Source organism: Terriglobales bacterium (genome assembly GCA_035937135.1).
Classification (GTDB): Bacteria; Acidobacteriota; Terriglobia; order Terriglobales; family Acidobacteriaceae; genus DASYVL01.
Genome location: DASYVL010000127.1, coordinates 1 through 12,761 on the forward strand (window position 1 = coordinate 1; position 12,761 = coordinate 12,761).

The following is a 12,761-nucleotide window of genomic DNA, read 5'->3' on the forward strand; positions in this document are numbered from 1 at the left end:
GGCCGATGCCCTGGGGCATGTAGCGGATCTCGGGGTAGTTGGCGGTCACGCCGAACACCTGGCCGTTGGTGCTGTTGTAGTCGCTGACGGCGCGGATGTCGCCGCGGTTCAGCACCGGGCCGACGGCGCGCAGGTGCTTGGCCTCGCTCTTCACCGCCATATAGTCGTCGAAGGTCAGGTTGAAGAACTTCATGGAGCTGAAGCTGCCCTCGACGGCCGGGATGCGGCCGCCGAACATGAACATGATGTCTTCGCCGATGGTGTCCAGTTGCTTCTTGTTGCCGGAGCGGAAGCCCTCGCCCAGCCCGATCAGCAGCAGCAGCGACCCTACGCCCCAGGCGATGCCGAACATGGTCAGAAAGGAGCGCAGCTTGTGCGCCCAAAGGGTGCGCAGGGTCTGGCCAAAGATGTCGGTCAGCAGCCTCATGTTCTCTATGAGAGATACGCGCCAGGAACCCGCCTGGTTCCGGGAACCTATGCTCTCCTGGATTGGACGGGTGGGGCCGGAAAAGGTTTCCATGCTTTTGGCCGGGGTGAAGGCTCCTCTTAGGGCCTATGGTAGCACTGAAACCAGGACCCTTTGGGGCGAGCCCGCCCCCTAACCTCCTATGGTTGCAAGGCGCCGCGTGCTGCGCTCTAATGCCGCGGCCTTGTACCATTGGACGCGGAGACCCTCCATGCGCAGGTGCCTACCGTTGGAGATGCGAACAATCTTGGCGTTGATGGCCGTGGCGGCTTTCGCCGCGGGTGGCGGCTCGGCGATCTTCACGTCGCACCGGACGGTCGCTTGGGGTTGGGGCTGCGGCGGCCACTGCGCCGTGAACGTGTCCGGCGAGTCCGAAACCACCCTGGGTAACGACCCACCCGTCGCGCATTTAGAGGACAAAGGCACACTCACCGTGACCCATAGGGACCCGGGGGGCACCGCGATCACCACCACGCGCTGGACTTACGCCTTCCACGGCACCAGGACCGCCGGTAGCGACCGGCGCCAGTACCAGCTGCGCACCGACGTGAACGAGTGCCGGCGCACGGACCAGACAAGCGACGCGGGCAAGCCACCGTCCAAGAAAGAGACACCCTGCCCTGGGCCGCCGCAGCAATGGAAGCTGGTTTGCGAGCGGCGGGATATACAGATCCAGGCCGCGGTACGGCCGGCGTGGGTGTGTTTTCCGCCGGAGCACATGGCCGAGTTCGGGACGGAGTTCCCCTGGGTGTTCGGGATCGGGGAGCCGATCACGACCGTGATCTCGGGCGAGCCGCATCCCCGAACCAAGTACGAGCTTTCCCCGTCGCCCGACCGACAACCCTGAGCAGAACAGGAGAGCGCCGACGGCTAGCCCTTCCCCACCGGCTCCATCGGGGCGGGCTTCTTTTCGGGGTAGTCGAAGACGCCGCGGCCGGACTTGCGACCCAGCCGGCCGGCCTTGACGTACTCGATCAGCAGCGGCGCGGGGCGGAACTTCTCTCCCAGAGTCTTGTGCAGGTACTCCAGGATGTGCAGGCGGGTATCGAGGCCCACCAAGTCCACCAGCTCGAAGGGTCCCATGGGATGGTTGAGGCCGAGCTTGAGCGCCTTGTCGATGTCAGCGGCCGAGGCGATGCCCTCCTGCAGCATGTAGAAGGCCTCGTTGCCGATCATGGCGTTGATGCGGCTGGTGATGAATCCCGGCGACTCCTTGATCACCACCACTTCCTTGCCCATGCAGCGGCCGACCTCGACCGCGGCGGCGAGCGTCTCCTCGTCGGTTTCGACCGCGCGCACGATCTCCAGCAGCTTCATCTTGTGCACCGGGTTGAAGAAGTGCATGCCCAGGCACTTGGGGGCTCGGTAGGTGACGGAGGCGATCTCGGTGACCGAGAGCGACGAGGTGTTCGAGGCCAGGATGGTGCCGGGGCGGCAGATCTTGTCGAGCAGGGTGAAGATCTCGATCTTGGATTCCAGCTCCTCGGGGACGGCTTCGATGACCAGGTCGGCGGCGCGGGCGGCCTCCTCCATCGAACCGGCGTACTCGATGCGGCCCAGGGCGGCGTTGGCGTCGGCGCGGCCCACCTTGCCCAGTTCGACGGCCTTGTCGAGGTTGGTGCGAATCTCGCTCTCCGCCTTGCGCAGGCTCGCCGGCAGGATATCCTCGAGGATGGTGCGGTAGCCGCCGAGCGCGGCGGCGTGGGCGATGCCGCGGCCCATGATGCCGGCGCCGATAACGGCGATGGTGCGGACCTCAGCCACTTACTGGCCTTTCTCCAGCCGCTCCAGAACGGCGTTGTAGTTGGGATCGGCCTGGCGCATGTACTCGGCCAGACGCTTCTTCTCCTCGTCGGTCATGAAGGGGAAGTTGGCGGTGATGCGCCGCAGGGTGGTGGAGATGTCGTCCACGTAGTTCATCATGCGGATGATTTCGCCGGTCACGGGCATCGAGGCTCCTCTCGCCGAAGCGATGGGCTATTTTCATCGCTGACCGGGATTTAGTAAAGTCGAGGCATGAAGCGCGATGCCAATCTGGTGCCGCTCTCGCGCCAGCACTTCCGCGCCCTGGTGCTGTGCATGCGCATCCACCGCAAGCGCGCCCCGCGAAGCATCCTGCAGCGGGAGATGCTCGAGCTCTACGCCGAGGACGTGCGCTTCCACTTCCAGGCGGAGGAAGAGTACCTCTTCCCCGCCGCGCGGCGTTTGGCAGTGGCAGCGCCGCTGGTGCGCGAGTTGCTCGGCGAACACAAGAAGCTCCGGCGCGCCTTCGCCGCAGCCCGCCGCCGGACGCTCAAGAGCGAGGAGATGGTCCGCTTCGCCGACCTGCTCGAAGGACATATCCGCAAGGAGGAGCGCCAGCTCTTTCAGGAGTGCCAGAAGCAAATGTCAGAGAAAGAGTTGGACGACATCGGTAAAAGAATGGGGAAGTATTTCCAGAAGTGCGGCGCGGCTGCTCAGGCCGCCTGCAAACTGCCCGCTCGCTAAGCGCGTCTAGGCCACGAACTCCTCGCCCTCTTCCTGAGAGCCTTCAATCGGCGCAGTCGAGTCGCGGCCGCTGGCTTCGCTCAGTGCGGCCAGGCGGGCGGCCAGCTCCGGCGTGAGGCTGCCGGGAGCGTAGCGCCAGGCCCAGTTCCCTTCCGCCTTGCTGGGGACGTTCATGCGCGCCTCGCTGCCCAGTCCGAGAATGTCCTGCAAAGGAATCACGCACAGGTTGGCCACCGAGGCTTCGGCGGCGCGGATGAAGGCCCAGTGGATGCCGTCGGAGCCGGGAGTCAGATAGGCCTCGGCGGCGCGGCGCTCCTCGGGGGTGGCCTGCGACTCCCACCAGCCGCGCGTGGTGTCGTTATCGTGGGTGCCGGGGTAGACCACGGTGTTGGGCTCGAAGCGGTGCGGCAGATGGATCTCAGCTCCCGGGTCGCCGAAGCCGAACTGCATCACCCGCATCCCGGGGATGCCCAGGCGCTGGCGCAGGGCATGTACCTCGGGAGTGATGAAGCCCAGGTCCTCGGCGATGAGCGGCAGCTCGCCCAGGGCGTGGCGCAGCGCGTCGAAGAGTCCGTCGCGCGGGCCATCCACCCAGCGGCCGTGGACGGCGGTGGGCTCGCTGGCGGGAATCTCCCAGTACTGGTCGAAACCGCGGAAGTGGTCGAGGCGGACGATGTCGCAGGCGCGCAGGCCCCAGCGCATGCGCTCCACCCACCAGTCATAGCCGCGCCCGGCCAGCGCGTCCCAGCGGTAGATGGGATTGCCCCAGCGCTGGCCGGTCTTGCTGAAGGCGTCAGGCGGGACTCCGGCCACCACCTGCATGTCGAGGTCGTCGTTCAGGCGGAAGAGCTCGGGATGGGTCCAGACGTCGGAGCTGTCGTAGTTGACGAATATGGCGAGGTCGCCGATCAGGCGGACACCCTTCTGGTGGCAGGCTCGCCGCAGCGCTCCCCACTGCTCGTAAAAAAAGAACTGGAGGACACACTCCCCTTCCAGCTCGGCGACCTGCGCGGCGCAGACTTTTTCCAGCGCCGCCGGTTCCCGGCGGGCCAGCTCGCGCGGCCAGCGGTTCCAGCGCACCAAGCGGTTTTCGCGGCGCAGCAGGTCGAAGAGCGCATAGTCGCGCAGCCACCAGCGGTTCTCTCTGCAGAAGCGCTCGAAGCGCATGTTCTGCGCTCCCGTGGCCCGCTGCAGAAAGTTCCCGGCCGCCTCCCGCAGCAGCTCGAACTTGCTGGCGGAGACCTGCTCGTAGCCCACCTGTGCCACGCTTTCCGGCAGCGCCGCCAGGCGCTGGGGCGCGATCCAGCCGCGCTCGGCCAGCCGCTCCAGGCTGATCAGCAGAGGGTTGCCGGCGAAGGCGGAGGTGGCGGAGTAGGGAGAATTGCCATAGCCCAGCGGACCCAGGGGCAGCACCTGCCACAGCCGCTGCTTTCCCGCGGCGAGGAAGTCGAGGAAGTCGTAGGCGGCGGGGCCCAGGTCTCCGATGCCGCCGCGCGAGGGCAGCGAGGTGGGGTGCAGCAAGATGCCGGAGGCGCGCTCAAAGGGCATAGCTTTACGGAGACCCCGCGCGACGCTTCCCTAGCTTCCGCCCAGCGGGCCGCGCGACCGGGTGATGCGGTCCATCTCCTTCTGGTTGATCTTCAGGCGGCCGTCCTTCTTCATGCGCTCCCGGAGGTTCTCAACATAGATCTCCATGAGGTCAGCGCGCCGGGTGGCCAGCAGCCGCTCGCGGACCTGGTCCTTGGACTGCTCGAAGTCGGCCAGGGAGGGCTCGTGCCGCTCGATGACCGTGAGCACCACGCCGTTGGCACCAGCGCGGATGGGCCCGCTAATCTCGCCCGGCTTCATGGTGAATGCCGTCGACGCCGGGCCGGTCATTTGGCCGATGTCGGGGACCTGGCCTTCGGGAGCGACCGGCTCACTGGTCTCGAGCTTGGCGCCCAGCTCCCGGGCCGCGCGCGCCAGGTCATGCTCGGCGTGGGCGCGGTCGGCAAGCTCCTGGGTCCGCGTGAACAGCAGCGAGGAACCGCGCTCTTCCTTGAAGTCGGTGGCGACGGTGGAACGCATGTCGGCAAAGGTGGGGGCGGCGGGAGGCTTGATGTCCGTGACTTCGACCAGGGCGTATCCCTGCTCCACGCGCGCCAGCGCGGGCGGCGCCTCCTTGCGCGCGGCAAAAACCGTTTCCAGAAACTCGGGAGCCACGCCCACTCCCGGCAAGGAATCACTGCGGCCGAAGTAGTCCGTGGTCACAACGGTCAGGCCGTGCTTGGCCGCGGCCTTCTCCAGGCCCAAGGTGCGCCCTTCGCTCTCCAGGGTGCGCGCCAGCGCCTCCGCGGCGCGCGCGGCTTTCTCCAGCGCCACTGCGGGCTCGATCTCCCTCTTCACCTCGTCCAGGGACCGCAGGTGGGCCGGCTGATGGTCTTCCACGCGAATGATGTGGAAGCCGAATGAGGTCTGCACCAAGTCGCTGAGCTGTCCCTTGGGCAGCGAAAATGCGGCCTTGTCGAACTCCGGCACCATGCGGCCGCGCTCGACTTTCTCGTACAATCCGCCGTTGTCCTTGCTGCCCGGGTCCTCGGAATACTTCCGGGCCAGGTCTTCGAACTTCGCGCCGGCCTTCAGCTGCTTCAGCAGGTCCTGGGCGCGGGCGCGTGATGCCTCCACTCCTTTGGAATCCACCTTGCCGTCGGGCCCGGGGGAGGGCGTCTTGATGAGGATGTGCCGGACGTTCACCTCTTCGGGCAAGCGGAACTGGTCCTGGCGGTCGCTGTAGTAACGTTGCAGGTCGTCGCGGGTGACCTGAACCTGGCCCTGGAGTGCGGTCAGGCTGATGAGCGCATAGCGCGCCTTGCGCTTTTCGGGAAGCGCGTTGGCGTAGCGGCTCTTGTTGGATTCGAAGTAGGCGCGCAGCTCGGATTCCGTGGGATGAATGAGCTTGGAGATCTCCTCGGGCGTCAGCACGGCGTACTGCAGCTTGACCTTGGTGTTGCGCAAGCGGTAGTCGCGCTCCAAGTCGGCGTCGGAAACGGTGATGCCGCTCTCGATCAGCCCGCGCAGTTTGCTTAGGAGCAGGTCGTCCTGGATCAGCGCCTCGAACTGTGGCACGCCCATCTGGAAGTTGTTCTGGACAAAGGTCTCGTACTCCTCCATGGAGATGCGCTGGCCCCTAGGGAAAATCTCGGCCGCGAAGGGGCCGTGGCGCAGTTCATCGGCGAGTTCCTCATCGCTGACCTTCAATCCCAGGCGCGAGGCCTCGACCAGCATCGCCTTGCGCACCATGATCTGCTCGGCGGCGCGCTGCAGGAACAGCGGCATGATCATCTCCGGTACCCCCCGGGGAAACTGCTGGCGGGCCGACAGGTTCGCCTGTTGCTCCACTTCCGTCAGGGTGACCTGCTGGTTGCCCACCTGGGCCAATATGCCCGTGGCCGTACTGGCGTCCGTGGTCAGGAAGCCGGGAATCAGGTAGATCACCATGGCTACGCCGGCAAACAGCACTACCCCGCCCAGGATGAGCTTGCGGAGCGTGCCCGGGGTCTGCAGAAAGCGGATCATTCTTATTGCAGCTCCAGTCCAGAGGAGACCATCTGTTAGATTGTGGATCGTTGATTATAAATGAACCCGCTGGCAGGCGCGGAGCGGGGGGAGCGATTACAATAAAGCTGCGCCGGCCTGCAGACGGGTGCGGCGCTTTCCAGCATGAGGAACCTCACTAGAATTTTCAGCCTGTTGTTGCTCTCGGCCGGGTTGTTCTTGATGCCCGGCTGTTCCAGTCAAAAGGCGCAAAGCGCCCCTTCCATCGCGGTCCCGGTGGTGGTCGCGCCCGCGATCGAGAAGACCGTGCCCGTGGAGCTGCGGGCCATCGGTAACGTCCAGGCCTACAACACCGTGCAGGTAAAGACGCAGGTTCCCGGCGAGCTCACCGGCGTCTTTTTCAAGGAAGGCGACGACGTCCAGCGGGGCCAGCTCCTGTTCACCCTCGACCCCCGGCCCCTCGAGTCCGACCTGAAGCGCCTGCAAGCCACGATGGCGCGCGACCAGGCGGAGGCCGCCAACGCCCGCGCCCAGGCCACCCGCTACGCCAAGCTGATGGAAGAAGGGGTGGTGGCGCGCGAGCAGTATGACCAGTACCGCACCCAAGCGGAGGCGATGGAAGCCGCCGCCCAGGCCGACAAGAGCGCGGTGGAGACCGCCCGGCTCCAGCTGGCATACACCAAGATCTTCGCGCCACTCTCCGGCCGCACCGGAAGCCTGCTGGTGCACCGCGGCAACATCGTCAAGGAGAACGACGATAAGTCGGTGCTGGTGGCCATCAACCAGCTCACCCCCATCTACGTGGAATTCGCCGTGCCCGAGCGCTACCTGCCGCAGGTCAAGGCGCAGACCTCCGCCGGCAAGCTGAAGGTGCAGGCGGTGGCGCCCGGCGAAACGACGCCGGAAGAAGGCACGCTGACTTTCGTGGACAACACCGTGGACCCGACCACGGGGACCATTCGAATGAAGGGAACGTTCGCCAATCCCTCCCGGCGGCTGTGGCCCGGCCAGTTCGTGGACGTGGTGCTGCGGCTGAGCGAGCGGCCGAACGCGGTCCTTGTCCCCACGCCCGCAGTCCAAACCGGGCAGCTTGGGCAGTTTGTTTTCGTCATCAAGAGTGACATGACGGCCGAGCAGCGCCCGGTGAAGGCGGGGGAGGCGGTAGAAGGCTCGACCATCATCGAGCAAGGAGTGCAGCCGGGCGAGCGCGTGGTCACCGACGGCCAGCTGCGCCTGGTGCCGGGCTCGCGCGTAGAAATCAGGCAGGCGGGAGCCTCGCCCGCGGCCGGTGCAAGCAGCGCAAAATGAATATCGCCGAGCCCTTCATTCGCCGCCCGGTCATGACCACCCTGGTCATGGCGGCCATCCTGCTGTTCGGCGTGGTGGCCTACCGGGCCCTGCCGGTCAGCGACCTGCCCAACGTGGACTTCCCCACCATTCAGGTGTCGGCGAGCCTGCCCGGCGCCAGCCCGGAGACCATGGCCTCCGCGGTGGCCACGCCGCTGGAGAAGCAGTTCTCCACTATCGCCGGAGTGGATTCGATGACCTCGGCCAGTTCGCTGGGAGCGACCTCCATCACCCTGCAGTTCAGCCTGGACCGGAACATCGACGCCGCGGCGCAGGACGTGCAGGCCATGATCGCTAAAGCGGCGCGTGACCTGCCTCAGGACATGCCCGCGCCGCCCTCCTACCAGAAGGTGAACCCGGCGGACCAGCCCGTGCTCTACATGGCACTCAGTTCGCCCACGCTGCCGCTCTCCCAGGTGGATGAGTATGCGGAGACCATGCTGGCGCAGCGCATCTCGATGATCAGCGGCGTGGCCCAGGTGCAGGTGTTCGGCTCACAGAAGTACGCGGTGCGCGCGCAGCTCGACCCGCGGGCGCTGGCCACGCGCGGCATCGGCGTGGACGAGGTGGTGACCGCCATCCAGCGCGGCAACGTCAACCAGCCCACCGGCACGCTCTACGGGCCGCACCAGGCGGTGACCGTGCAGGCCACCGGACAGCTCACCGACGCCGCGGCCTATCGCCCGCTGGTCGTGGCCTATCGCAACGGCTCCCCGGTGCGGCTGGCGGAGCTGGGCCGGGTGATCGACAGCGTGGAGAACGACAAGATCGCCAGTTGGTTCAACCAGGACCGCGCCATCACCCTGGCGATCCAGAAGCAGCCGGGGACCAACACCGTGGCGGTGGTGGACGCCGTCAAGCAGGTGCTGCCCACCTTCCAGCGACAGATCCCAGCCTCGGTTAAGATCGACATCGTCTATGACCGCTCGGTGTCCATCCGCGACTCGGTCAACGACGTGAAGTTCACCCTGCTGCTGACCATCGGCCTGGTCATCCTGGTGATCTTCCTGTTCCTGCGCAACGTCTCGGCCACCATCATCCCCAGCCTGGCGCTGCCCATGTCCATCGTGGGGACGTTCGCTGTGATGTACCTGCTGGGCTACACCGTGGACAACCTGTCCATGATGGCGCTGACTCTCTCCGTGGGCTTCGTGGTGGATGACGCCATCGTGATGCTGGAGAACATCGTGCGCCACATGGAGGGCGGCGAGCAGCCCATGCAGGCCACGCTGCGCGGCTCGCGCGAGATCGGCTTCACCATCATCTCCATGACCCTGTCGCTGGCCGCGGTGTTCCTGCCGGTGCTGTTCATGGGCGGCATCCTGGGACGCCTGCTGCACGAGTTCGCGGTCACCATCGGCGCCGCTATCCTGGTCTCCGGCCTGGTCTCGCTCACGCTGACTCCCATGCTGTGCAGCCGCTTCCTGCGTCCCACCAAGGAGCAGCACCACGGCAGCTTCTACAAGAAATCGGAACGGGTCTTCGACTTCGCGCTGGGCCTCTACGCGCGCACCCTGGGCTTCGTCATGCGCCACCGCCCGGCGACCATGCTGGTTTGGTTGTCGCTGCTGGCCGCGACCATCGTCCTCGCCGTCATCATCCCCAAGGGCTTTCTGCCCAATGAGGACATAGGGCAGATCCTGATCTTCACCGAATCGGCGCAGGGCACGTCGTTCGACGACATGGTGACGCATCAAAAAGCGCTGGCCAAGGTGCTGGCCGCCGACCCGAACATCATCTCGTTCATCTCCAGCGTGGACAACCGCTTCGGCGGCGCGACCAACGTGGGCCGCTTCTTCGCGCGCATGAAGCCGGCTTCGGAACGTCCCTCCGCCGAGCAGGTGATCCAGGAGCTGCGCCCCAAACTGAACTCGCTGCCGGGGATCGCAGCCTATCCGCAGATGCTGCCGCCCATCCGCGTCGGTGGCACGCTGACCAAGAGTCCCTACCAGTACGCGCTGCAGGACGCCGACACCAACGAGCTCTATGCCTACGCCCCCAAGCTCGAAGCCAAGATGCGCGAACTGAAGATCCTGCAGGACGTGACCAGCGACCTGCAGATCAAGAGCCCGCAGGTGGAGGTGCGCATCAACCGCGACCACGCCGCGACCCTGGGCATCACCGCCGAGCAGATCGAGACCGCCCTGCAGACCGCTTATACCTCCCGCCAGGTCTCGACCATCTACGCGCCCAACAACCAGTACCGCGTCATCGTCGAGCTGGAGCCGCAGTACTACGCCGACCCGCGCTCCCTCTCGCTGCTTTACGTGCGCTCGGTCGGCGGAAAGCTGGTGCCCCTCGATACCCTGGCCACCGTGGTCCCGGACCTGGGGCCGCTCTCGGTGAACCACCTGGGACAGCTTCCGGCGGTCACCCTTTCCTTTAACACCAAGCCGGGAGTGGCCTTGGAAACCGCGCAGGACGAAGTGGAGAAGGCAGCGCGCGAGGTTCTGCCGTCCACCATAACCGCCAGCCCCCAGGGCACTGCCCAAGCCTTCGAATCGTCGCTCCGGGGGCTGGGGGTGCTGGGCCTGATGGCCCTCCTGGTCATATACATCATCCTCGGCATCCTGTATGAAAGCTTCATCCACCCCATCACCATTCTTTTTTCGGGGCTGCCCTTGGCGGGCTTCGGCGCGCTCGTCACCCTAATGATCTTCGGCAGCGACCTGAACCTGTACGCTTTCGTGGGCATCATCCTGCTGGTGGGCATTGTGAAGAAGAACGCCATCATGATGATCGACTTCGCGCTGGTGGCGCAGCGCGTCGAGGGCAAGAACGCCTCCGTGGCCATCTACGAAGGTGCCCTGGTCCGCTTCCGCCCCATCATGATGACCACCATGGCCGCGCTGATGGGGACGCTGCCCATCGCCATGGGCTTCGGCGCCGGCGCTGAGTCCCGCCGTCCCCTGGGCCTCGCCGTGGTCGGCGGCCTGGTGGTCTCCCAGCTCCTCACCCTGTACATCACGCCGGTCTTCTTCACCTACATGGATTCCTTCCAGCAGTGGATCGCCCAGCTGCGCCGGCGCTCCGCTCCCCAGCTCGAAGCGGAAGCCGAGCAGGTGCTGACCCTGGAAAACCACAACCACGAGGCCAGCAAGGTCGGCGACTGATAGCGAATGACCAGCGTCACCACAGAGGACACGAAGGTTTCACGTAGTATCCTTGGTACGTACTTCGTGTCCTTTGTGTTGTGCTCTTGAAGATGGCAGCCTCTCCGACCACATCCTCGAAGATCGTGCTGGCAATTGAACCGCCGGTGGCGCGGGTCACGCTCGCGAACCCGCCGCTCAACGTCATCGACCTGGCGATGATGGACGAACTCAATCAGGCCCTGGCTGCGCTCGAGCCGCGCCCGGACGTCACTGCAATCATCTTCAGGGGCAGCGGGAAGTGTTTTTCCGCCGGCGTGGATGTCGCCGCGCATACGCCCGACAAGGTCCGCGTGGCGCTTGAAAAGCTGCATCGCGCCATCCTGGCCGTCGTGCGCTCGCAGAAGGTCACCATTGCGCGGGTGCACGGCGCTTGCTTGGGCGGAGGCGCCGAGCTGGCGCTGGTTTGCGACCTGGTGTATACCGCCCGCGACGCGAGCTGGGGCTTCCCCGAGATTAAGTTGGCGTGCTACCCGCCGGTAGCGGTGGTGGCACTGGCGGCGCTGGTGGGGCAGAAGCGCGCTGCCGACCTCATCCTCACCGGGCGCCAGATCTCGGGCGACGAGGCCCTGGCCATCGGCTTGGCCAACGGCGCCGCCCGCGTCGAAGAACTGGACGCGCTGGTCGCGGACACCATCGAGCGCCTGGCCGCGCTCAGTCCCGCCGCCCTGGCGCACGCCAAGAAGGCCTTCTACGCCTGGGACGCTCTGCACTTCGACAAGGGCTTGGCGCGCGCAGAAGAGATCTATCTGAGTGAGCTGATGAAGACGCACGACGCGGTCGAGGGGATCCAGGCGTGGATAGAGAAGCGGAAACCGAAGTGGAGCGGGAGATGACTGCTGACTCCAGGGTGCGATTCAACGAGGGCGCGGGAGACGGGATTCGAACTTGAGGCGATTTGCGGGCGTGAGCGAGACCAGCGTAGCGAGTAAGCGGGAGCCCGCAGCCGAAATCCCGATCCCGCGAAGCGGAGAGGGACCTCTCCTCCTCTCAGGCCAGCATGAAAAGCTTTGGCGTCCCTAAGCTCGGAGAGTTGGAACCAAATGGCGATGTGGCTGCGACAGTTAGATTTGCTTAGACAAGTCAACTGCTTGCCAACGAGCGACTTGGGCCTAAGTGCGCTTGAACCTGCGCGTTGAGCTACTTTCAATACTCCCTACCTTGTCTGGAACCTGTGTCTGCACACTGTGCAGGACACTCACCACCAACAATTAGAGGTCATGGTAGGGCGTGTAGGGAACTCCGATTACTCCGTAGGTGCCCCGAAAGTTATTGGGTCTAAAAACCCTTTTCAAGGGGTTTCTCCCAAAGTCCACACTCAAGACGTACTGAGCACCCCGGCTAGGCACTAGCTCCTTTCTTCCTATTGCAAGGCTCACAGAGCAACTGGGCAAGCAACTCAATCATCGGGTAGTCCTTCCTCTATTCACAGGAATCTGCGCGAAACGGAGAGTATCTTCCGCACTACGCGGTCAAACTTTTCAAATTCTGCGTTGCTCATGCCTTCTCCGTCCGGGACTACTTCATGTTCACCGCAACAAAAGGAACAAACAGACTCCGGCTACAAACGCTATCAGTACCCTTAGCATCCGATACTTGCGTTTTCCGACTACTTGTAAGTAGCCGTACCCGCAAAGCAGTAGTCCAACGGCGCCAACCACTTTCCAGTAGGTGAAGTAAAGCAGGCCAATTCCTTGCACCAGACTCCACATGGTCTACTTCCCCTTAGGCTTAGAGAAATCATCGAATTTCTCAAACTCAGGATTAACGATTCT

10 protein-coding genes are annotated in these 12,761 nt (G+C 64.8%); 5 read left to right on the top strand and 5 right to left on the bottom strand.

Annotation, left to right across the window (positions count from 1 at the left end):
• Positions 1-427, bottom strand: a 427-nt coding sequence (locus VGQ94_07585) for an ABC transporter permease (GenBank protein ID HEV2022376.1), incomplete at its 3' end; no start/stop codon positions are given.
• A gap of 274 nt (positions 428-701) precedes the next feature.
• Here VGQ94_07585 and VGQ94_07590 point away from each other — a divergent pair.
• Complete coding sequence (locus tag VGQ94_07590; GenBank protein ID HEV2022377.1) at positions 702-1,313, top strand: hypothetical protein; 612 nt, start codon at positions 702-704, stop codon at positions 1,311-1,313.
• Between the two features lie 23 nt (positions 1,314-1,336).
• Here the strand turns inward: VGQ94_07590 and VGQ94_07595 are convergent, their stop codons facing one another.
• On the bottom strand, positions 1,337-2,230 hold the full coding sequence (locus VGQ94_07595; GenBank protein ID HEV2022378.1) for a 3-hydroxyacyl-CoA dehydrogenase NAD-binding domain-containing protein: 894 nt from the start codon (positions 2,228-2,230) through the stop codon (positions 1,337-1,339).
• Positions 2,231-2,416: a hypothetical protein gene (locus tag VGQ94_07600; GenBank protein ID HEV2022379.1), complete on the bottom strand. Its 186-nt coding sequence runs from the start codon at positions 2,414-2,416 to the stop codon at positions 2,231-2,233.
• Positions 2,417-2,482: 66 nt separating this feature from the next.
• Between VGQ94_07600 and VGQ94_07605 the strand changes: the two genes are divergently transcribed.
• Positions 2,483-2,953: a hemerythrin domain-containing protein gene (locus tag VGQ94_07605; protein ID HEV2022380.1), complete on the top strand. Its 471-nt coding sequence runs from the start codon at positions 2,483-2,485 to the stop codon at positions 2,951-2,953.
• Positions 2,954-2,959: 6 nt separating this feature from the next.
• Here the strand turns inward: VGQ94_07605 and malQ are convergent, their stop codons facing one another.
• Entirely contained in the window at positions 2,960-4,501 is a 1,542-nt protein-coding gene (gene malQ, locus VGQ94_07610) for a 4-alpha-glucanotransferase (GenBank protein HEV2022381.1), read from the bottom strand.
• A gap of 30 nt (positions 4,502-4,531) precedes the next feature.
• Entirely contained in the window at positions 4,532-6,508 is a 1,977-nt protein-coding gene (locus tag VGQ94_07615) for a peptidyl-prolyl cis-trans isomerase (GenBank protein HEV2022382.1), read from the bottom strand.
• Between the two features lie 174 nt (positions 6,509-6,682).
• Here VGQ94_07615 and VGQ94_07620 point away from each other — a divergent pair, with 174 nt between their 5' ends.
• The 3 genes from VGQ94_07620 (at position 6,683) to VGQ94_07630 (ending at position 11,822) form a co-directional block, all read left to right on the top strand.
• Positions 6,683-7,795, top strand: coding sequence for an efflux RND transporter periplasmic adaptor subunit (locus tag VGQ94_07620; protein ID HEV2022383.1), 1,113 nt, complete (start codon positions 6,683-6,685; stop codon positions 7,793-7,795).
• Entirely contained in the window at positions 7,792-10,947 is a 3,156-nt protein-coding gene (locus VGQ94_07625) for an efflux RND transporter permease subunit (protein HEV2022384.1), read from the top strand. Before VGQ94_07620 ends, VGQ94_07625 begins: the two co-directional genes overlap by 4 nt.
• A 92-nt stretch (positions 10,948-11,039) precedes the next feature.
• Positions 11,040-11,822 carry an enoyl-CoA hydratase/isomerase family protein gene (locus VGQ94_07630; protein ID HEV2022385.1) on the top strand — a complete coding sequence of 261 codons (783 nt, stop codon included), beginning with the start codon at positions 11,040-11,042 and terminating at the stop codon, positions 11,820-11,822.
• Positions 11,823-12,761: the final 939 nt, after the last annotated feature.